This is a genomic window from Citrobacter sp. RHBSTW-00029, assembly GCF_014104295.1.
In the GTDB taxonomy this organism is placed as follows: Bacteria; Pseudomonadota; Gammaproteobacteria; order Enterobacterales; family Enterobacteriaceae; genus Citrobacter; species Citrobacter youngae.
The window spans coordinates 3,724,014-3,744,769 of the sequence record NZ_JABXRT010000001.1 but is presented as its reverse complement, the minus strand read 5'-3'; the positions used below and the strand labels follow the sequence as shown (position 1 = coordinate 3,744,769).

The window sequence follows — 20,756 nt, the reverse complement described above, 5'->3', positions numbered from 1 at the left end:
AATGGGTATAAGGCGGGCTTTTGCTGGGGATTGCAGCAGTCAGTCATTTTTCTGTCATTTAAGGGTTGCGGGCTGAGAGAAACTCCCTATAATGCGCCTCCATCGACACGGCGGATGTGAATCACTTCACGCAAACAGCCGGTTCGGTTGAAGAGAAAAACCTGAAAATAAGAGGTTGACTCTGAAAGAGGAAAGCGTAATATACGCCACCTCGCGACAGAGCGCTAAAGCGCGTCGCAACTGCTCTTTAACAATTTATCAGACAATCTGTGTGGGCACTCGAAGATACGGATTCTTAACGTCGCAAGACGAAAATGAATACCAAGTCTCTTGAGTGAACATACGTAATTCATTACGAAGTTTAATTCACGAGCATCAAACTTAAATTGAAGAGTTTGATCATGGCTCAGATTGAACGCTGGCGGCAGGCCTAACACATGCAAGTCGAACGGTAGCACAGAGGAGCTTGCTCCTTGGGTGACGAGTGGCGGACGGGTGAGTAATGTCTGGGAAACTGCCCGATGGAGGGGGATAACTACTGGAAACGGTAGCTAATACCGCATAACGTCGCAAGACCAAAGAGGGGGACCTTCGGGCCTCTTGCCATCGGATGTGCCCAGATGGGATTAGCTAGTAGGTGGGGTAACGGCTCACCTAGGCGACGATCCCTAGCTGGTCTGAGAGGATGACCAGCCACACTGGAACTGAGACACGGTCCAGACTCCTACGGGAGGCAGCAGTGGGGAATATTGCACAATGGGCGCAAGCCTGATGCAGCCATGCCGCGTGTATGAAGAAGGCCTTCGGGTTGTAAAGTACTTTCAGCGAGGAGGAAGGTGTTGAGGTTAATAACCTTAGCAATTGACGTTACTCGCAGAAGAAGCACCGGCTAACTCCGTGCCAGCAGCCGCGGTAATACGGAGGGTGCAAGCGTTAATCGGAATTACTGGGCGTAAAGCGCACGCAGGCGGTCTGTCAAGTCGGATGTGAAATCCCCGGGCTCAACCTGGGAACTGCATCCGAAACTGGCAGGCTAGAGTCTTGTAGAGGGGGGTAGAATTCCAGGTGTAGCGGTGAAATGCGTAGAGATCTGGAGGAATACCGGTGGCGAAGGCGGCCCCCTGGACAAAGACTGACGCTCAGGTGCGAAAGCGTGGGGAGCAAACAGGATTAGATACCCTGGTAGTCCACGCCGTAAACGATGTCGACTTGGAGGTTGTGCCCTTGAGGCGTGGCTTCCGGAGCTAACGCGTTAAGTCGACCGCCTGGGGAGTACGGCCGCAAGGTTAAAACTCAAATGAATTGACGGGGGCCCGCACAAGCGGTGGAGCATGTGGTTTAATTCGATGCAACGCGAAGAACCTTACCTACTCTTGACATCCAGAGAACTTTCCAGAGATGGATTGGTGCCTTCGGGAACTCTGAGACAGGTGCTGCATGGCTGTCGTCAGCTCGTGTTGTGAAATGTTGGGTTAAGTCCCGCAACGAGCGCAACCCTTATCCTTTGTTGCCAGCGGTTCGGCCGGGAACTCAAAGGAGACTGCCAGTGATAAACTGGAGGAAGGTGGGGATGACGTCAAGTCATCATGGCCCTTACGAGTAGGGCTACACACGTGCTACAATGGCGCATACAAAGAGAAGCGACCTCGCGAGAGCAAGCGGACCTCATAAAGTGCGTCGTAGTCCGGATTGGAGTCTGCAACTCGACTCCATGAAGTCGGAATCGCTAGTAATCGTGGATCAGAATGCCACGGTGAATACGTTCCCGGGCCTTGTACACACCGCCCGTCACACCATGGGAGTGGGTTGCAAAAGAAGTAGGTAGCTTAACCTTCGGGAGGGCGCTTACCACTTTGTGATTCATGACTGGGGTGAAGTCGTAACAAGGTAACCGTAGGGGAACCTGCGGTTGGATCACCTCCTTACCTTAAAGAAGCGTTCTTTGTAGTGCTCACACAGATTGTCTGATGAAAATTAGCAGTAAGAAAATCTCTGCAGGCTTGTAGCTCAGGTGGTTAGAGCGCACCCCTGATAAGGGTGAGGTCGGTGGTTCAAGTCCACTCAGGCCTACCAAATTCTTTCTGATACCGCGTTGTGAAACGACTCGCATACTTCAGTATGCTTCGCCGCTCCACGCCTTGTCTCAGCAAGAATTAAGGTGAATGAGATAACTACGATGGGGCTATAGCTCAGCTGGGAGAGCGCCTGCTTTGCACGCAGGAGGTCTGCGGTTCGATCCCGCATAGCTCCACCATCTTTACTGCAAAAAACCAAGAAAACTTCAGAGTGTACCTGAAAAGGTTCACTGCGAAGTTTTGCTCTTTAAAAATCTGGATCAAGCTGAAAATTGAAACGACACACTGTGTCTGTTCTCCGTAATAAGAACAGATAAGCGGTGTGTTCGAGTCTCTCAAATTTTCGCAACACGGTGGTGTTTTACGAAACATCTTCGGGTTGTGAGGTTAAGCGACTAAGCGTACACGGTGGATGCCCTGGCAGTCAGAGGCGATGAAGGACGTGCTAATCTGCGATAAGCGTCGGTAAGGTGATATGAACCGTTATAACCGGCGATTTCCGAATGGGGAAACCCAGTGTGATTCGTCACACTATCATTACGTGAATCCATAGCGTAATGAAGCGAACCGGGGGAACTGAAACATCTAAGTACCCCGAGGAAAAGAAATCAACCGAGATTCCCCCAGTAGCGGCGAGCGAACGGGGAGCAGCCCAGAGTCTGAATCAGCTTGTGTGTTAGTGGAACGGTCTGGAAAGTCCGACGGTACAGGGTGATAGTCCCGTACACCAAAATGCACAGGTTGTGAACTCGAAGAGTAGGGCGGGACACGTGGTATCCTGTCTGAATATGGGGGGACCATCCTCCAAGGCTAAATACTCCTGACTGACCGATAGTGAACCAGTACCGTGAGGGAAAGGCGAAAAGAACCCCGGCGAGGGGAGTGAAAAAGAACCTGAAACCGTGTACGTACAAGCAGTGGGAGCCTCTTTATGGGGTGACTGCGTACCTTTTGTATAATGGGTCAGCGACTTATATTCTGTAGCAAGGTTAACCGAATAGGGGAGCCGAAGGGAAACCGAGTCTTAACTGGGCGTTAAGTTGCAGGGTATAGACCCGAAACCCGGTGATCTAGCCATGGGCAGGTTGAAGGTTGGGTAACACTAACTGGAGGACCGAACCGACTAATGTTGAAAAATTAGCGGATGACTTGTGGCTGGGGGTGAAAGGCCAATCAAACCGGGAGATAGCTGGTTCTCCCCGAAAGCTATTTAGGTAGCGCCTCGTGAACTCATCTTCGGGGGTAGAGCACTGTTTCGGCTAGGGGGTCATCCCGACTTACCAACCCGATGCAAACTGCGAATACCGAAGAATGTTATCACGGGAGACACACGGCGGGTGCTAACGTCCGTCGTGAAGAGGGAAACAACCCAGACCGCCAGCTAAGGTCCCAAAGTCACAGTTAAGTGGGAAACGATGTGGGAAGGCACAGACAGCCAGGATGTTGGCTTAGAAGCAGCCATCATTTAAAGAAAGCGTAATAGCTCACTGGTCGAGTCGGCCTGCGCGGAAGATGTAACGGGGCTAAACTGTGCACCGAAGCTGCGGCAGCGACACTATGTGTTGTTGGGTAGGGGAGCGTTCTGTAAGCCGTTGAAGGTGTGTCGTGAGGCATGCTGGAGGTATCAGAAGTGCGAATGCTGACATAAGTAACGATAATGCGGGTGAAAAACCCGCACGCCGGAAGACCAAGGGTTCCTGTCCAACGTTAATCGGGGCAGGGTGAGTCGACCCCTAAGGCGAGGCCGAAAGGCGTAGTCGATGGGAAACAGGTTAATATTCCTGTACTTGGTGTTACTGCGAAGGGGGGACGGAGAAGGCTATGTTAGCCGGGCGACGGTTGTCCCGGTTTAAGCATGTAGGCGGGTGTTTTAGGTAAATCCGGAACACTACTAACGCTGAGGTGTGATGACGAGGCACTACGGTGCTGAAGTAACAAATGCCCTGCTTCCAGGAAAAGCCTCTAAGCATCAGGTAACACGAAATCGTACCCCAAACCGACACAGGTGGTCAGGTAGAGAATACCAAGGCGCTTGAGAGAACTCGGGTGAAGGAACTAGGCAAAATGGTGCCGTAACTTCGGGAGAAGGCACGCTGATATGTAGGTGAAGTGATTTACTCATGGAGCTGAAATCAGTCGAAGATACCAGCTGGCTGCAACTGTTTATTAAAAACACAGCACTGTGCAAACACGAAAGTGGACGTATACGGTGTGACGCCTGCCCGGTGCCGGAAGGTTAATTGATGGGGTTATCCGTAAGGAGAAGCTCTTGATCGAAGCCCCGGTAAACGGCGGCCGTAACTATAACGGTCCTAAGGTAGCGAAATTCCTTGTCGGGTAAGTTCCGACCTGCACGAATGGCGTAATGATGGCCAGGCTGTCTCCACCCGAGACTCAGTGAAATTGAACTCGCTGTGAAGATGCAGTGTACCCGCGGCAAGACGGAAAGACCCCGTGAACCTTTACTATAGCTTGACACTGAACACTGGTCCTTGATGTGTAGGATAGGTGGGAGGCTTTGAAGTGTGGACGCCAGTCTGCATGGAGCCAACCTTGAAATACCACCCTTTAATGGCTGGTGTTCTAACGTGGACCCGTAATCCGGGTTGCGGACAGTGTCTGGTGGGTAGTTTGACTGGGGCGGTCTCCTCCTAAAGAGTAACGGAGGAGCACGAAGGTTAGCTAATCCTGGTCGGACATCAGGAGGTTAGTGCAAAGGCATAAGCTAGCTTGACTGCGAGAGTGACGGCTCGAGCAGGTGCGAAAGCAGGTCTTAGTGATCCGGTGGTTCTGAATGGAAGGGCCATCGCTCAACGGATAAAAGGTACTCCGGGGATAACAGGCTGATACCGCCCAAGAGTTCATATCGACGGCGGTGTTTGGCACCTCGATGTCGGCTCATCACATCCTGGGGCTGAAGTAGGTCCCAAGGGTATGGCTGTTCGCCATTTAAAGTGGTACGCGAGCTGGGTTTAGAACGTCGTGAGACAGTTCGGTCCCTATCTGCCGTGGGCGCTGGAGAATTGAGGGGGGCTGCTCCTAGTACGAGAGGACCGGAGTGGACGCATCACTGGTGTTCGGGTTGTCATGCCAATGGCATTGCCCGGTAGCTAAATGCGGAAGAGATAAGTGCTGAAAGCATCTAAGCACGAAACTTGCCCCGAGATGAGTTCTCCCTGAGACTATAAGTCTCCTGAAGGAACGTTGAAGACGATGACGTTGATAGGTCGGGTGTGTAAGTGTAGCGATACATTGAGCTAACCGATACTAATGAACCGTGAGGCTTAACCTTACAACGCCGAAGGTGTTTTGGCGAAAGACAGACATCGATTTCAGCTTGATTACAGATTACATCGACATGCCCAAGAGGTGTGTTGATAAACAGAATTTGCCTGGCGGCTGTAGCGCGGTGGTCCCACCTGACCCCATGCCGAACTCAGAAGTGAAACGCCGTAGCGCCGATGGTAGTGTGGGGTCTCCCCATGCGAGAGTAGGGAACTGCCAGGCATTAATTAAAGTGAAGAAGCCCATCCTGACGGATGGGCTTTTTTGCGTCTGTGCGGGGTAAAAACCGCCGGATGCAGCGTCCCGCCTTATCCGGCCTACAGCTGAATGTATTTTGTAGGCCTGATAAGCGTAGCGCATCAGGCAAGCAGGCAATACCACAGTTACTGTCTTACCCATTGCGTAACAAACTCAGTAAGTTGCTGTATGTCGTTGATATCTAGCAATGGAACATCCACTGCCAGCGGAACTTCACTGGCAACCGCGATAACATATTCGTCTATCACCAATTCTTCAGGACTGTGCCCGCAACCTTCACGAAAGAGCAGGATCTTAGCGGCACCGCCATAAACTGCCAGGCCTCAGATAAGTGAAGAAGCCCATCCTGACGGACGGGCTTTTTTGCGTCCGGGTGGGGTGAAAACCGCCAGATGCGGCATCCTGCCTTATTCGGCCTACAACTGTCTACATCATTACCCGAGCACCAGTTTCAGTAGCGGGTACGGTCGTCCTCTTAAGTCCTGTCCTATTGTTGAATCTAACAGTTTTGTATCGATGTTGGGTTTACGTGGTGAGATGGGGGGAGAGGGGTTGTGATTGCTTTAGAAAGATCAGAGGCTATAAAAGCAAAAACCCAGCCATAGGCTGGGTTCTTTAAATAGTGGTGCCGGACTCGAGAACTTTCAGTTATCTAGTAAGTTGAATTTCCTCATAAATCTGTTTCTCTCAAATTGTCAAGACCCGTGGTTAGACCCATATTTCCCTCGTTAAATCAAAGAAGTGAGAAAAATATATAAGAGAACGTGCAGTTCGATCCTTTGGTACGATTCCCTCTACATCATCGTAATGACATTGGCGTTACGAATGGTGTATGATTATTATTCAGAAACACACCGGAGGATAACACCATGCCAGCCGCAAATAGCCTGTCTATAAAGCGCGAAACACTTAACCTGCGCATCAAACCTGCCGAGCGCGATCTTATCGATCGGGCAGCGAAGGCCAGAGGAAAAAATCGCACGGATTTCGTGCTGGAAGCCGCTCGCGCAGCCGCAGAGGAAACGTTGATTGAACAGCGTATCATTATGGCCGATCCCGATGCTTATCAGGCATTTCTCGCCCGCCTCGATCAGGCTCCTGCACCTAATGAGGCACTGCGTAAAACCATGCAGACCCCTGCGCCGTGGGAACAGAATAAATGATTTCCGCTCCTGAGCCTCTCCACGCCGGGCATGTTTTGACTTCATTTTGCTGCGGCGTGGATTCTATGGATAACTGGCTGAAACAGCGGGCGATGAAAAATCAGGTCACAGGCGCATCCCGTACCTTTGTTTGCTGCGACAATAATTCTAAGGTACTGGCGTATTACTCGCTGGCGTCCAGCGCTGTAACAACAAACACCGCCCCCGGACGTTTTCGCCGCAATATGCCTGACCCGATCCCGGTTGTGGTGCTGGGACGTCTGGCCGTAGATCAATCTCTGCGTGGTCGGGGCATCGGGCGAGCGCTGGTGCGAGATGCCGGACTACGGGTGATTCAGGTGGCGGAGACTATCGGCATTCGCGGGATGCTGGTTCACGCATTGTCTGATGAAGCGCGGGAGTTCTACCTGCGGGTGGGGTTTGAGCCGTCTCCGATGGATTCAATGATGCTGATGGTGACGTTGGGGGATTTGGTGGGGAGTTTTCAGTAAATATATTTCTACCATTCTGCATTAAATTCTGTGCTTAGATAAAGTTACTCGGGGAATAGAAATGTTGTATCGGGTTGATGAAATACTGGGATATTTGAATCGTTGCGAGCGCACTACATCAAATCAGGCAGATCCATTAGAGCTTCTGGCTAAAAGACTCTCTTTACGTGGATTGATCGTTAGTTTTATTTTACTGCTGTTAATGTTACTCCCTCTTGGGGTCTACGCATTTTTTCCTGAGAAGTTATTCATTCTGGTGAGCAAATTTTTCTTCATTTTAATGATGCTGAGTGGAATATTTACTCTATTGGTTGAACCAGCATTGATGTTATTCGGTCTATTTAAATGGAAAACAATGACTTTGACTCGTTTTCTGAAGGAAGTTCAGGAAGATGAAGGGCATGTAGCCGCATTGAGCCGCTATGAAGAAAATGAACTCCAGTATGCTGAATTTCAGTTGATGAAAAAAATTACTGCGAATGAAAATCGTGTCAAAGTCTTCTTTGGTGAGAAAACAGCGGTATTTGCGTTACTGGCATTTTCGGTTCCGTTTATGAAAGAACTTTTCGGGTGGAATGTTAGTTTTTCGGTGTTCCGCTGGGAGGGTGGTTTTTCTGGCTATGCTGATGCCTTGCTGGGGTTTGTCTGGGCATTAATTTTTGGTATGTCTCTTGGCGCAATTGCTTTAAAATTAGCGACTGAACGGTATAAATACCAGCTATCCCTGCTTAAGCAGACGCTCTGGATTAGAACTCTTTAGAATTGAGTAAAGAATACTTCCAGCTGGAGCAGGCAACATCATGATGAATCAAAAGATACCTCAAAAGGTACCAATGGGCTTTAAGATTCCGCCCATTGGTGAGGAGTGATATAAAACCAAAAAAAACGTCAGTTATCACTCTGTTTTTTTTCATTCCGTACCAAAGAACAGCGGGTACAGGTGTTCTAAAGTGTCGGCAGGCAATGAAATCGAGTATAGTTAAACCTGCCTGTACCGCACTTGATTCTTTGAAAATATTATATCGTTCGTTTTCCCGCAACTCATCTATTCTGCTTTTATAATCATTCATATTATCCGGGAATGTTATTGGTGCCTCAGTCTCACCAGTGAAGGATTGTGCAGGATGAAAGTAAAGATGTGTATAAAGATCATTCGTTGGATGCCATAGCTGAGAGCACATTTTAGTATATGATTCTTTTATGCCCGTTAATAATGCACAATATCCTTCTTCTTTTTCCAGTATCACACACCATCCCATTAAGGTGGGAATCATCCAGGACATGCTTGTTGTTTTTTCTTTTAAATATGTATCGTCGCTATTGCATTCCATGCTGATAAGATCGTCAATAGAGTCTGTTGATATTGGATGTTCTCGTCCAATCCTGAGTACATAGTCCAGCCTCGAAATTAGTTCTCTAAGCCACTTTTCGATAGTGTCATTTCTCCCCATCAGAGAAAGAAATATTAATCCCAGAGTAATTTCAATGACATTCTCATCAAGACGTGGCGAACCAGATGCGGGATTGTTTATGATTAATGCACACAAGCTATCGGCAACGATATCGGCATTATGAATGTGAAGTGCTTCTTCATTATTATCTTTTCTAAGTGCAAGGAGAAAATTATTTAATCCGAGAGTTGCAAGTATACCAATATGTTCAAATACAGTTATATTAACCAGTGAACTTTCAGTTGAGTATAAAGAAAGAAGATATTTTTCATGAAAATAAGGTTGAAGTTTTGAAAAATATTCAGCAGAAATGTTAATATAACCTTGCCATATAACTTCAAATGCAGGGAAGTATTTTTTCGGATCCTTTTCAAGATTGATACGGTGCCATACCCATAGCAGGCATCGTTCGGATACAAATAAAGCTTGTTTGGTGTTGCCATCCTGTATCGCCCAGTAAGCTAATATATTCGTCGCGAGATAGCTGGTGCGGATTGACTTCTCCAGTTCTGCTTTCTTGATTTCTTTAATTTTTTTTCCTTCATTATCAAGCATCAGTGTTCGTAGTAGTAATCGATGGAAATCAATTCGTGAATAATCATTTTCACTAATCAATGATAGCGATTTTCTTAAATCGGTTCTGTCAATGTCGTTAAATATATGTTCATTTAACATGTATTTTTCAATAAAAGTGGAAAGTTTATCTGCTCCCCAGAAATCAAACTCATAGGATTTATTATCATCAAGATATCCGGCCCAGTTTTGATTTATTTCTTCTTTCATATCACCGCTGGTGGATAATATGATTTTCTTTGGCAACTTTTTGTGTTTTGGTTGTAAATGATTTCTAAGATAAACATCAAAAACTTCATTTAAACTCTGTCTTATGGATTGTGGTCCAGAATCCCATTCAGATCTACCTAGATCTTTCTGTTTAATTACAAATATAAATAGCTTTTTTTCTCCATCGTCAGGATCTTTACCTATTGCAGCAATATCGACACCATATTGTCTTGTGCCCGTTTGTGTAGTAAATAGAGGGACGATATCCATTGATAATAATAAATTAGGCAATAGTCTGTCGAGTTCATTTCTCTCTTTCAATGTTCGAATATATTGAGAAATTAATACCTTCATATTGTATCCCTTTTTGCTGTCTTGAACATTACCGTACGTATTTCATAGCCAACATTGTCCATAACATGCCTTCGCGGGAGAGAATAGCTACTCGAAAATGGATGAAGGTACGACGGTTCACCATAGCCGGTATTAAAGTGATCATTGTAATGGAAAGAGGCTATTCCTGCTTTTAGTGGAATGCGGGTAGCTATTTTAGATAAAAATGAATCCTCATTACTGATCTCTTGATTTTTAGCCATGACTTTATCCCGTTCTTTTTGAAAGGACAGTACATATGCTGAAGGCGGTTCGAACTCTTTTCTCCATGGGTATTTTTTTAGCGAATTCAGATAGTCTTCCGTATGGGCAAGTATATCGTCATATATTTTCAACGTCCGGTTTTTCTTGTTCCTGATTTTATTTTTGCATTCTCTTATTACATCAATAACATAGTTTGGATAGTCTGTGGCTATTTCATTTGATATGACCGATAATACAAGATTATCGGTTCTTTTATTTGCGTTATCGACATTCAGTAATGATAATATCGACGACATTAAATGTTTTTCATTAGAGATAAAACCCAGAGTTCTTCGCACCAGAAAAATAAAATCTCTTTCTGTAAAATCGTTAATAATGGCAAGACTATAACTTAATAAATGGTCGCTATTATTAACCATTAAATATGTGGATAGTAATCGCGAAAATTCAGCGATTTCGGGAATGTCATCAATGAGTGCTAATGTGAAAATTTTATTCGTTAACTCACTGGATTTTGTGGCATTATATAAAAAATTATCTATTTCCTGAGATTTTCTTACTATAGAACCATTCTTTATCATTACAAATAGACAACTAATCAATAGCTGATGTTTGGTTTCATCTTCAGTAATTGATGATAAAATATGAAAAATTAGCCCTCTGAGTTCGATATCATCTCCTGAGTTAATACAAATGGTATTTATCCAGTCGGGAAAGTCAGCATGAGATTGTAAATTTTTAGCTGTTGCTATTCTTTGGCAAAGCAATGCTGTTGCCTTTATATGATTATCCTTAAGTAACTTATGGATAATTTGACAAAATTCAGGTATTTTTTCTATTGTGTTTACGGTCGCTTGTATAGCAGCATTAGAAATATCTGTAACCGGAGAAGCAATCTTGCCTTTAATGGCTGATTTTATTTCATTATTACGATATTCTATATTATTTCTTTCTACAAATCTGCCAAGTATCCACAATGCTTGAGGAGACAGGATGATGTCATTTTTTTCTATATCACCGAGGAGAATATCAATCGCAGATGAATAGTCATGTTTTTGTAGAGCGAATAGGGAAATATTATAAAGGAACAGAACTTCCTGTTTTATATCAAGATAAAATTCTTTAATTATCTCATGACATTTTGATGTATCTTCATATAATCTGTCTGAAAATAAAGAAAAAGTACCAATATAGCCATTGAATTTGTTGTAAATTTCAGAGGAAAAATGAAAAATCACTTTCGTTTCTATATTGTTAGTATGCTTCAGGAACTGGTCAGCCAGTGAGGTGGTTTCGTAATGACTGCGAGTGGATGTGGTTAACATATCCCAGATGTCTATTTTACCTTCGTATTGGCTGAGGAATAATCCCGCAGTCGAATTATCGCCCCTTAATCCTGTGGTATATATATCAAAAGATACGTTAAGTATCTTTTCTTTTATATCTGCATCACTAAAGTTTATTGTGGAGCAATAATGTCTGACAATATATTTGTCTCGATTTTCATAAGATGAGAAAATTAATTTATTATCTTTTAAATAATAATCATCTGATTCTTCTTCTGATAAAAGAGTAAATTCCTTTTCTGTTAGTTCATGCTCCAGTGAGCCAGTTCTTTCAAGGAACAACTTATGAGCTATATTTTGAACAATACTGTTTTTCATTATCACACCTCCGGTGTAGCCGGATTATGTGTGAATTACAACCCTCTGTTTTATACCAGAAAAATCGTAGCTGACCTACTATTATCTGTCAGTATAAACCGACATCATATCAGGATGCCTTATTCATACATCGCTGCTCAGACCCTCATGCGTAGCTCAAGAGCGAGAGAATAAAGAACACCTTGCCTCACCAGCGAGGTTTTTTATTTTCTGCGAACTGCCTTCCAGTAATTTTCTTGCCGCTTATCACCAATCGCAGTATCCTTAATCCGCGCCTGCAACATCAGGTGCCGGGTTTAGCAGCCTGAACCACAAAGCGGACAGCCGCTCATTATGTAATGCGGTTTTTTTGTGTCCGTAATAAACCGAGTTATGCCCATATCATGGTGGGGCGTAGCGGGGGAGCGTTCGCGCTCGCCGGTTTCTTTGTGGCCGGTCTGCTAACCCTGTTACGTCTCACCACCCCGTTTAGCAGCGGTCTGGTGAGGTTTGCAAAATCACACAAAGAGGCTGCCACTATGGCTACGATCCCCACTCAAACACACCCGTTACTCGCTGTTCCTTTCAATGCCGCCACGGATTTCACCGTCCTTGCCAGCCACTGCGAAAATTTCGCCGAAACCCTGATTGAAAGTAAAGATATCGCGTTAAAAATGGCGCTCTGCGGCAGACTCAACACCGCTCTGACGTTGCTTCAGCCCACATTGTTAGAACCTGTCCCGCCCCATCTTGTTGAAAGCCTGACCGTTGATACCCTCCCCGTAAATGCCCCTCAATTTGGACCTGAATGCACAGAACTTTGCAACTACTGCCTTGCCCTGACGCAGACTCTGGCGGGGCAGGGATTTTCTTCTGAAACAGAGAAATTCCTTAGCTGGCTGCTGTATGACCTGATCAACTACTTCGCGGCGGAAATGAAAGCCCCGCGCTGGCTGCGCACTCCTGATGGCGTAAAGTTTATTGATGGGGTGGCGGCATGAGCATGATGCCACCGGACTGGCATTCCGCCGACATTATCGCGGCGCTGAAAAAGCGGGGAACGTCGCTGTCAGCCGTTTCCCGCCGCTCGGGACTGGCGTCCTCCACGCTGGCAAATGCGCTGATAAGGCACTGGCCCAAAGGCGAGAGATTGATCGCCGACGCGCTGGACGTTGCGCCAGAGCAAATCTGGCCTTCCCGCTACCGCATGCCGGAGCTGCGCCAGAGATAAACCGGCTCTCCCGATCTTCCGCAGGCATTTTGCCTGCGGAAGATCGGGAGAAAATCTTTCAGACGTAAAACCGGTTTCCCCTTTCAGCACCTATCACCTTTCTGTAACGTTTCCCCCGCAACCCGTTGTCGCTGACAACGCCTGCGCTTCCGGCCTGAAAGAAGCACCTGAACCCTCAGGAATGGCCCCCCTACCGGCTGTACCGCTGAAAATGCCGGGTCGTTCTTACGAACGGTTGAGGCCACGCTTCACCTGCCACAGCTTATCGTTACTGCGTAACATCGTCTGACATACTGCACCCGTACCCTTAACGCAGACGGGCAGCGGCCTGCATCGCCGTAAGGCGCTTGCTGCCGCGTGACCATAAAACTGCACCAGAACCCGATCGTCAAAACGCTGCACCACCCGGCGCGTCACTTTCGTTGCGCAGAGCAACAAAGTGACGTCGCAAGCCTCCACCACGACAGCCCTTTATCCACGCCAACCGGCAGCGACGGCAACAATCTGACGCACCCAAAAAAGGAGAACATCACCATCACGAGATCCACTCACAGGACAACAGGAACCGGGCCAGCGAAGGCCAGAAATGAATGATATCAAGGCGGATCGACCGATCCGGGGGAGCACCTGCCCACGCAGGCGGCGGCATTGAATGCCCAACCGTTCCCCGCCATACCTCAACTACGCCCGCCCCGGCGCACAGATATCATTCCGGCCAGAAGGCCGCCCGCCGCCGCTCCAGGGAACGTGTTCCATTCTTAAAACAGGCTTTTTTAACAGGGGAAAGCGATGGGAAAACTGGCGCAACAGATGGCCACGCTGGCGAAGCAGGCAGGCGGCAGCTACAAAACCGTCCACGACCGCATGGCGATCGCGCAGCGCTTCTGCCAGCACCTGCTGGCGCTGAATATCCAGAGTAAACAGGTGGCGCATCTCAAAGCGCGGCATATCGAGGGCTATATTCAGCACCGACTGGCGCAGGGGATCGGCAAACGCACGCTGCAAAACGAGATGGCAGCGCTGCGCGCCGTCCTGCAACAGGCCGGGCGCGATAAACTGACCTCGGATGAACGGCTCAGCAACCGGGTGCTGGGGCTGGCGGACGCCACCCGCGACGGCACAAAGCAGGCCATCCCCGGACACGTTTATCAGGCAGCGCTGCAAAAAGCGCAGGCGGCAGATCCGGGTTTTGCGGCAGCCCTGACGCTGGCGCGACTGATGGGGTTACGCTCGCAGGAGGCGGTGCAGAGCGCACAGTCACTCAAAACGTGGCAGCGGGCGCTGGCAGACGGAGAGCAACAGTTACGGATCGTGTTCGGCACCAAAGGCGGGCGGCCACGCGTCACCACCGTGTTAGATCCGCAGGCCGTCAGGCAGGCAGTGGATCGGACGCTTGAGATTGCCACCGCCCGCAACGGCAGGCTGATGGATGCGGCAGACCTGAAAACTGCCATGAACGACTGGCATAATCAGGCACGCCGTTGCGATCTTACGGGCGAATACGCCCCGCACAGCCTGCGCTACGCGTGGGCGCAGGACGCACTGCGTTACTGGCTGGCGCAGGGACTCAGCCCAAAAGAAGCGCTGGCGCAGGTCTCCACCGATCTGGGCCACGGCGACGGGCGCGGGCGCTATATCCGGCAGGTGTACGGGCGGGGCATGGAGGAGTAAACCGGGGCAGGCTGGCAGGTTAGACCGTTTGATCCGGCGTGATTAAGAGGAAATCATCCAGAATTTTGCCGGGCGGCAATTTTTTGCCCGATTTCCGATTGATTCTCCACAGATGAAAAGGCACAGGCTTTCATAAAAGGCAGGAAAATAAGGGAATTAAGGGGAATGGCCCTGACCGGAAAGGGCTAAAGGGCGACGCTGGAGCCTGATGCAGACAAACAGCAGATCCGCTCAATTCGGGATCTGCCGTTTCATTACAGACGAATTACGCCGTTACTGGTTCAGGCCGCCTTATGCCGCCGCGCATAAATATATGGCGCGACATACCCTTCGCGGCTCACGTCCAGATAATCCGACCACCACTGCATCATCTCCATACGGGCCTCCAGATGCTCCGCTTTATGTACATACGCCGCCCGCACGCCGTTGCGCTCCTTGTGGCTCATCTGACGCTCGATGGCGTCCTTCGACCACAGTGCGGACTCGTTCAGGGCGCTACAGGCCATTGTTCTGAAACCATGACCGCAAACCTCGGTTTTGGTGTCGTAGCCAATTACCCGTAGTGCTTTGTTGATGGTGTTTTCACTCATCGGTTTGTTCATCGAATGCGCACCCGCAAAGACAAATACCGACTCTCCGGTAATTTCCTTAATCTGCTCCAGCAGGACGACGGCCTGCGCCGATAACGGCACCAGATGCTCATCCTTCATCTTTGCGCCACGCTCGGAAAACCGCACGTCCTTCACCGCTTCCCGCTTTGCTGGCACCGTCCAGATACGGGCTTTCAGGTTGAACTCATCCCAGCGGGCAAGGCGCAGTTCACTGGAGCGCAGGAAGACGTGCAGATTCAGCTCAAGTGCCAGACGGGTCAGCTTCCGCCCCTTGTAGCCATTAATCTTGTCCAGCAGCTCCGGCAGGCGTTTCAGGGGCAGCGAGGGGTGATGTTGGGTCACTGTTGGGGTCACGACGCCATCCAGATCGTAAGCCGGGTTATATTTGATAATCCCCTGCTGCACGGCATAGCGCATGATTTTGGTCAGATGCTGTTTCACCCGCCCGGCGACGTCATGCACGCCTTTATCGTCAATGGCCTTAACCAGCTGCGCCAGATGGCGGGTTTCAATTTTCGCGATATCCATCGCGTCGATATCGGGGAATACGTAGCGCTTCAGGCAGATGAGGATTTTATCGGCGTGGCTTTCCGACCAGAGCTTCAGACAACTGGAATGCCACGCAGAGGCGATGTACTGAAACGTGCGGGTTTCATCCACGCTCTCTTTTTCGGGTTTACGCAACTGAGAAGGGCAGATCCGGGATGCCAGAAGTTTACGCGCCGCATCGCGCTTCTCGCGGGCCTCCGCCAGCGTAATTTGCGGATAGGGGCCAAAGGCCAGACGGCTTTCCTTACCGTCGAAGCGGTAACGAAAATACCAGAGCTTAGAACCGCTGGCGGATACCGTCAGGTACAGACCTTGCGAATCGGTGAGCTTATAAGATTTGTCGAGGGGTTTAGCAGCGCGGATTTTACTGTCGGTCAGGGCCATAGGGGTCTCTCCGTTTCATCGAACTGAAAGACCCGTAATCTGACCCCAAATTTTCCGGATACATAGGGAAAAACCAAAACGTATCGGGAAAGATTTTTACGCTAACCTGTTGAATTTCCTACGTGCTGGAACTTGCTGGGAAGCATAAAAAAGGAAAGGTGGTGCCCGGACTCGGAATCGAACCAAGGACACGGGGATTTTCAATCCCCTGCTCTACCGACTGAGCTATCCGGGCAACGGGGCGCATTAAACCGTATTCACGTCGGTCAGTCAATTAAATTTCGGGGAAAACCGTTCAACCGCTTAATATTGCGGCAATCTACGCATTTGTGCCTGAAGATTGAACAAAATAGGGAGGTGCCCCAGTCTCGCGCTCTCCAATAAGCATTGTGCGCTTAGGTCAGCGCCCCGCCCATACGACACTGAGCAAAACGCAGGATATCTTCGGCCAGACGATGTGCTGTTTCTACATCAGCATGGCTGCGATTAACCAGCATGCGACTCAGGCAGCCCTCCAGCACCAGTTCCATCTGTTTGGCGACCATTGCCGGGTCATCAACTTCCAGCGTCGTCAGCAGCTCATGGGTGAAGTCATGTGCAGCTTTTTTCTGTTGATCGGCCAACTGATGGACAGGATGGCCTGGATCGGGGTAAAACGTGCAGGCAGCGATGAACAGGCAGCCTGGATAGCGATTATTACTCACGCATTCGGACAGCGCGTTATAGCGTGCCAGTAGTTTCTGCTCAGCGCTCAGCGTGTCATCCAGCAAAAGCTGACGCCGCCAGATATCCACCCGTTGACTGAGGTAACGCAAGGCATCGTACAGAATGGCCTCTTTATCAGGCCAGAAGCGTTGCAGTTCATCAAGTGGATAATTGACATGCTCTGCCACCATTTCCAGTGTGGTATTGGCTATCCCTTGAACCTCAAGTAATTTCAGGGCTTCTCCCAGGACATCTTCACGTTGCACGGTATTCTCCTCCGTATTTCCTGTTGCAAGTGTCGCTCACGGTTGGCGATCGCGCAAATGTGCGCTGAAGGTCGCGGCATCCATAAAACCCGTTACCCGGGCCTCCGGATGCTCTTTTCCCTCGGCATCAAAGAACAAGATAGTCGGCAAACCTAAAACCTGTAGGTGTTTCAGCAGAGCGACATCCTGGGCATTGTTTGCTGTCACATCAGCTTGCAACAGCACCGTGTTGCCTAGCGCTTGCTGAACCTGCGGATTACTGAACGTGTACTTTTCAAATTCCTTACAGGCTACACACCAGTCGGCATACAGATCCAGCATGACTGGCCTGCCTTTAGCTTGCTCCAGCGCTTGATTTAACGCATCTACCGATGCCACCGGCGTGAAGTTAAGGTGTGCCTGGGTTTGAGTATGCGGCGCGCCGAACGCCCAGTCTTGCAGTGGACGCACGCATACCAGTGCTGCGGCAAACAGGACAATCTGCACGATACGCATCCAGGCGTGCTTTGCCTGCAGGCTGGTGATGAACGCCCAGCCAAAGAACGCGACGCCTAACAGTGACCATAAGCGAATGCCCCATTCGTCGCCAATAATGCGTTCGAGTAAAAAGACGGGAAGCGCAAGGATGACGAAACCAAAAGCGGTTTTGACATGTTCCATCCATGGGCCACTTTTCGGCAGCAGGCGGTTACCAAATACGGTAATCAGCATCAGGGGTAATCCCATCCCCAGTGCGTACAGATACAGCGTACTGCCTCCCAGCCACATGTTCCCGCTCTGAGCGATATACAGCAAAATCGCGCTTAGCGGGGCTGTGGTGCAAGGGGAACAGATGAGGCCAGCAATCGCTCCCATCGCAAAGACGCTACCAGGAGAGCCGCCTTGCTGGCGGTTGCTCATCAATGTGAGACGCGTCTGCAACGATGAAGGGAGCTGCAGCGTGAACAGGCCAAACATCGACAGAGCCAGCAGCGTAAAGACAATGGCAAGCCCAATCAATACATAGGGATGCTGTAGCGCGGCCTGAAACTGTAGCCCGGCAGCCGCAACGACCAGACCCAGCGCGGTATAGGTGAGCGCCATTCCCTGTATGTAGATAAAGGTCAGCAGCAGAGCCCGCCCGGTTGATAAGCGTTGTTTACCGCCGAGTACGATCCCGGAAATCAGTGGATACATCGGCAATACACAGGGGGTAAAGGCAATGCCAATCCCGATCAGCAATGCCCACAGTGCGGAAAAGGGGAGTTGGGCGGCTGGCTGTGATTGTTTTTCCGGGGCGACTGTATCAGGCGTTGGTGTAGGCGTCGCATCTGTACGAGCCATGACTTCACTGAGTGGAACGGTTTTGGTTTCCGGCGGATAGCAAAATCCGGCATCGGCACAGCCCTGGTAAGTAACGGTCAGCGTTGCACCAGATGCGGCCTGATTGATCGTTACCGGAACGTTCAACTGCTTACGGTAAATTTCACTTTTGCCGTAAAACTCATCTTCATGCCAGACGCCTGGCGGTAGCTTTACTTCGGCAATATCAGCCTGAGACGGTGTAATGCTTATCTGTTTGCGGTACAGGTAGTAGCCGTCTTTTACCTGCCATGAGAAGTTCAGGTCATGTTGGTTTTGCTGAAAATCAAAAATAAATGCCCGGTCGGCAGGGACAAACTGCGAGCGGCCAGGCGAATCAAATAATCCGGCAAAAGTGGATGTGCTGCATAGCAGCAGGATCAGCGTAAGGATGCGTTGAGCCATGAGCGGTAATCAAAGTCTCCGTGAGTGACGGGTAAAACCAGAAGTTCAGGGGTTTGATATGGATGATGAGACTTCAGGCAATCGAGAAGCGCTTGCTGGTGCGTGACGGTAGTTTTTAAAATCATCTGGACTTCATATTCCTGCTCCAGCTTACCCTCCCAATAATAGAGAGACGTTGCACCGGGCAGCAGCGTCACGCAGGCGGCCAGTTTTTCTGCCAGTACTTTTGCAGCCAGATCCTGGGCGGTTGCTTCATCCGGGGCGGTACAGAGCACCACAACGGTATCGGGGATGGAGATATCCTGACTCTTAACATCAAGCATAAACACCTCGAAAGAACAGAGTAACCAGCAAGAGAACGGTAACTATACAACGGACGAGGGAAGGATGTTAGTTAAAGCGAGGCGGGGAGGTACTGCGGGATGCCTAAGCACCCCGCAGGTAAAACTTACAGCATGAAGCTACCCAGCAAGAAGCCGAAGCAGACAGCCAGAACCACACCCAGAGTACCCGGGATGAAGAACGGATGGTTAAAGACGAATTTACCGATACGGGTAGTACCGGTGTCATCCATCTGAACCGCCGCAACCAGAGTTGGGTAGGTAGGCAGAATGAACAGGCCAGAAACCGCAGCGAAAGACGCTACAGCGGTCAGTGGAGAAACGTTCAGTGCCAGAGCCATCGGCATCAGTGCTTTAGCCGTTGCAGCCTGAGAATACAGCAGAGCAGAAGCAAAGAAGAAGATGACAGCCAGCAGCCACGGATGACCCTGAATTACGCTACCTGCAGTATCTTTGATCCAGTCAATGTTGTGAGATACGAAGGTATCACCCAGCCATGCAACACCCAGGATACAAATACAGGCGCTCATACCGGCTTTGAAGGTGCTGGAGTTCAGGATGGAGTCAGTTTCAACGCGGCAGATGATTGTCGTCAGCGTCGCGATGCTCAACATGATGATCAGAATGGCGTTGGTGGTGTTCATCAGCGGTTTAGCGACCAGGCCAAGGCTTGGGCTGTTGACGATGGCGTAAACGACAACACAAACTACGCCCAGCAGGAACAACCAAACGGAGGTTTTCGCGCCAGCTTTGATTTCAACTTGTCTTTCACCGCGCAGTTCAACCAGACCTTCTTCCAGACGCTTACGATAAATCGGGTCGTCAGACAGTTTGGAGTTGAACAGTGCGGTGACCAGGAAGGACATCACCAGAACGGCCAGCAGGGTAGACGGAATGACCACTGACAGCAGGTGAATGTAGCTGATACCATGACCTTCCATGACGGAAGACATGTAAACCACGGCCGCTGAGATAGGTGATGCGGTAATAGCAATCTGTGCAGAAACCACTGCGGTAGAGAGCGGACGGCAAGGTTTGATCCCTTGCTCCTTCGCGACTTCAGCAATAACTGGCAGCGTTGCCAGAGAGATGTTGCCGGTACCGGCAAAGATAGTCAGGAAATAGGTCACGATCGGTGCAAGGATTGTGATGTATTTCGGGTTCTTACGCAGCAGTTTTTCAGTTTGATGGACCAGATAGTCCAGACCACCGGCAATCTGCATGGCGGAGATAGCAGCGATAACCGCCATGATAATGGAAATAACATCGAACGGAATATTACCCGGTTTTACGCCAATAGCGGCGAGAACCAGAACACCCAGCCCACCTGCAAATCCAATACCGATACCCCCAAGTCTGGCACCCAAAAAGATTGCCAGCAAAACGATGATAAGTTCTAAAACTATCATATTAGCCTTCCTTGTTGTTTAACAAGTTGATATTAAATTGTTGTTTTTAAGTAACTTGGTGCAAGAAAAAAGGCACGTCATCATGACGTGCCCTCTC

The 20,756-nt window shown here is 49.2% G+C and carries 14 protein-coding genes, 3 tRNA genes, 3 rRNA genes and 1 pseudogene; 11 read left to right on the top strand and 10 right to left on the bottom strand.

The genetic code is table 11. The features are described 5' to 3' along the window. Positions 1 to 383: 383 nt before the first annotated feature. The 5 genes from HV041_RS18190 (at position 384) to rrf (ending at position 5,582) form a co-directional block, all read left to right on the top strand. Positions 384 to 1,925: ribosomal RNA gene (locus tag HV041_RS18190) — 16S ribosomal RNA — on the top strand. A 71-nt stretch (positions 1,926 to 1,996) separates the two neighbouring features. Next, positions 1,997 to 2,073: transfer RNA gene (locus tag HV041_RS18185), tRNA-Ile, on the top strand. Positions 2,074 to 2,178: 105 nt separating this feature from the next. Then, positions 2,179 to 2,254: transfer RNA gene (locus HV041_RS18180), tRNA-Ala, on the top strand. Between the two features lie 206 nt (positions 2,255 to 2,460). Further along, a 23S ribosomal RNA gene (locus tag HV041_RS18175) occupies positions 2,461 to 5,367 on the top strand. 99 nt (positions 5,368 to 5,466) lie between these two features. Beyond that, positions 5,467 to 5,582: ribosomal RNA gene (gene rrf / locus HV041_RS18170) — 5S ribosomal RNA — on the top strand. Together the 16S, 23S and 5S rRNA genes with 2 tRNA genes alongside form the textbook arrangement of a ribosomal RNA operon. Positions 5,583 to 5,743: 161 nt before the next feature. Here rrf and HV041_RS18165 read toward each other — a convergent pair. Next, positions 5,744 to 5,917: pseudogene (locus HV041_RS18165) on the bottom strand (molybdopterin-guanine dinucleotide biosynthesis protein B); the annotation flags it as partial. 570 nt (positions 5,918 to 6,487) lie between these two features. Here HV041_RS18165 and HV041_RS18160 point away from each other — a divergent pair. The 3 genes from HV041_RS18160 to HV041_RS18150 all read left to right on the top strand — a co-directional run bounded on the left by HV041_RS18160 (position 6,488) and on the right by HV041_RS18150 (position 8,032). Beyond that, positions 6,488 to 6,781 carry a DUF1778 domain-containing protein gene (locus tag HV041_RS18160; RefSeq protein WP_121585355.1) on the top strand — a complete coding sequence of 98 codons (294 nt, stop codon included), beginning with the start codon at positions 6,488 to 6,490 and terminating at the stop codon, positions 6,779 to 6,781. Then, positions 6,778 to 7,272, top strand: coding sequence for a GNAT family N-acetyltransferase (locus tag HV041_RS18155; protein WP_121585356.1), 495 nt, complete (start codon positions 6,778 to 6,780; stop codon positions 7,270 to 7,272). The genes HV041_RS18160 and HV041_RS18155 overlap by 4 nt, the downstream gene beginning before the upstream one ends. A 61-nt stretch (positions 7,273 to 7,333) precedes the next feature. Next, on the top strand, positions 7,334 to 8,032 hold the full coding sequence (locus HV041_RS18150) for a hypothetical protein (RefSeq protein ID WP_121585357.1): 699 nt from the start codon (positions 7,334 to 7,336) through the stop codon (positions 8,030 to 8,032). Here the strand turns inward: HV041_RS18150 and HV041_RS18145 are convergent. Both HV041_RS18145 and HV041_RS18140 read right to left on the bottom strand, forming a co-directional pair. After that, positions 8,019 to 9,860: a hypothetical protein gene (locus HV041_RS18145; RefSeq protein ID WP_121585358.1), complete on the bottom strand. Its 1,842-nt coding sequence runs from the start codon at positions 9,858 to 9,860 to the stop codon at positions 8,019 to 8,021. The genes HV041_RS18150 and HV041_RS18145 overlap by 14 nt on opposite strands. After that, entirely contained in the window at positions 9,857 to 11,767 is a 1,911-nt protein-coding gene (locus HV041_RS18140; protein WP_121585359.1) for a hypothetical protein, read from the bottom strand. Before HV041_RS18140 ends, HV041_RS18145 begins: the two co-directional genes overlap by 4 nt. 518 nt (positions 11,768 to 12,285) lie before the next feature. On the opposite strand from HV041_RS18140, the gene HV041_RS18135 reads away from it, so the two are divergent. Continuing rightward, positions 12,286 to 12,747: a hypothetical protein gene (locus tag HV041_RS18135; protein ID WP_220471087.1), complete on the top strand. Its 462-nt coding sequence runs from the start codon at positions 12,286 to 12,288 to the stop codon at positions 12,745 to 12,747. 2 nt (positions 12,748 to 12,749) lie between these two features. Continuing rightward, complete coding sequence (locus HV041_RS18130; RefSeq protein ID WP_121585522.1) at positions 12,750 to 12,977, top strand: helix-turn-helix transcriptional regulator; 228 nt, start codon at positions 12,750 to 12,752, stop codon at positions 12,975 to 12,977. A gap of 225 nt (positions 12,978 to 13,202) precedes the next feature. Here HV041_RS18130 and HV041_RS18125 read toward each other — a convergent pair whose 3' ends face one another. Continuing rightward, positions 13,203 to 13,436, bottom strand: coding sequence for a hypothetical protein (locus HV041_RS18125; RefSeq protein WP_153070219.1), 234 nt, complete (start codon positions 13,434 to 13,436; stop codon positions 13,203 to 13,205). 330 nt (positions 13,437 to 13,766) lie between these two features. On the opposite strand from HV041_RS18125, the gene HV041_RS18120 reads away from it, so the two are divergent. Continuing rightward, positions 13,767 to 14,648, top strand: coding sequence for an integrase domain-containing protein (locus HV041_RS18120; RefSeq protein ID WP_121585360.1), 882 nt, complete (start codon positions 13,767 to 13,769; stop codon positions 14,646 to 14,648). A 281-nt stretch (positions 14,649 to 14,929) separates the two neighbouring features. Here the strand turns inward: HV041_RS18120 and HV041_RS18115 are convergent, their stop codons facing one another. From HV041_RS18115 to dcuA, 6 genes are all read right to left on the bottom strand, one after another. Continuing rightward, positions 14,930 to 16,192, bottom strand: coding sequence for an integrase arm-type DNA-binding domain-containing protein (locus tag HV041_RS18115; protein ID WP_121585361.1), 1,263 nt, complete (start codon positions 16,190 to 16,192; stop codon positions 14,930 to 14,932). Between the two features lie 159 nt (positions 16,193 to 16,351). Beyond that, positions 16,352 to 16,427: transfer RNA gene (locus tag HV041_RS18110), tRNA-Phe, on the bottom strand. Between the two features lie 160 nt (positions 16,428 to 16,587). After that, positions 16,588 to 17,163 (bottom strand): transcriptional regulator, encoded by a 576-nt coding sequence (locus HV041_RS18105; protein WP_101743244.1) that lies wholly within the window; start codon positions 17,161 to 17,163, stop codon positions 16,588 to 16,590. Between the two features lie 36 nt (positions 17,164 to 17,199). Further along, entirely contained in the window at positions 17,200 to 18,909 is a 1,710-nt protein-coding gene (locus HV041_RS18100) for a protein-disulfide reductase DsbD (RefSeq protein ID WP_121585362.1), read from the bottom strand. Continuing rightward, the gene (cutA, locus tag HV041_RS18095) at positions 18,885 to 19,232 is read right to left on the bottom strand and encodes a divalent cation tolerance protein CutA (protein ID WP_003025447.1); all 348 of its coding nucleotides are present in this window, start codon (positions 19,230 to 19,232) and stop codon (positions 18,885 to 18,887) included. The genes HV041_RS18100 and cutA overlap by 25 nt, the downstream gene beginning before the upstream one ends. 125 nt (positions 19,233 to 19,357) lie before the next feature. Further along, positions 19,358 to 20,659 carry an anaerobic C4-dicarboxylate transporter DcuA gene (gene dcuA, locus HV041_RS18090; RefSeq protein ID WP_003830670.1) on the bottom strand — a complete coding sequence of 434 codons (1,302 nt, stop codon included), beginning with the start codon at positions 20,657 to 20,659 and terminating at the stop codon, positions 19,358 to 19,360. Positions 20,660 to 20,756 lie beyond the last annotated feature (97 nt).

Excerpts from the sequence above, each read along its gene's own strand:
- HV041_RS18160 (WP_121585355.1), top strand. The coding sequence starts at position 6,488 with ATGCCAGCCGCAAATAGCCTGTCTATAAAGCGCGAAACACTTAACCTG.
- HV041_RS18155 (WP_121585356.1), top strand. The coding sequence starts at position 6,778 with ATGATTTCCGCTCCTGAGCCTCTCCACGCCGGGCATGTTTTGACTTCA.
- HV041_RS18150 (WP_121585357.1), top strand. The coding sequence starts at position 7,334 with ATGTTGTATCGGGTTGATGAAATACTGGGATATTTGAATCGTTGCGAG.
- HV041_RS18145 (WP_121585358.1), bottom strand. The coding sequence starts at position 9,860 with ATGAAGGTATTAATTTCTCAATATATTCGAACATTGAAAGAGAGAAAT.
- HV041_RS18140 (WP_121585359.1), bottom strand. The coding sequence starts at position 11,767 with ATGAAAAACAGTATTGTTCAAAATATAGCTCATAAGTTGTTCCTTGAA.
- HV041_RS18135 (WP_220471087.1), top strand. The coding sequence starts at position 12,286 with ATGGCTACGATCCCCACTCAAACACACCCGTTACTCGCTGTTCCTTTC.
- HV041_RS18130 (WP_121585522.1), top strand. The coding sequence starts at position 12,750 with ATGATGCCACCGGACTGGCATTCCGCCGACATTATCGCGGCGCTGAAA.
- HV041_RS18120 (WP_121585360.1), top strand. The coding sequence starts at position 13,767 with ATGGGAAAACTGGCGCAACAGATGGCCACGCTGGCGAAGCAGGCAGGC.
- HV041_RS18115 (WP_121585361.1), bottom strand. The coding sequence starts at position 16,192 with ATGGCCCTGACCGACAGTAAAATCCGCGCTGCTAAACCCCTCGACAAA.
- HV041_RS18100 (WP_121585362.1), bottom strand. The coding sequence starts at position 18,909 with ATGGCTCAACGCATCCTTACGCTGATCCTGCTGCTATGCAGCACATCC.
- cutA (WP_003025447.1), bottom strand. The coding sequence starts at position 19,232 with ATGCTTGATGTTAAGAGTCAGGATATCTCCATCCCCGATACCGTTGTG.
- dcuA (WP_003830670.1), bottom strand. The coding sequence starts at position 20,659 with ATGATAGTTTTAGAACTTATCATCGTTTTGCTGGCAATCTTTTTGGGT.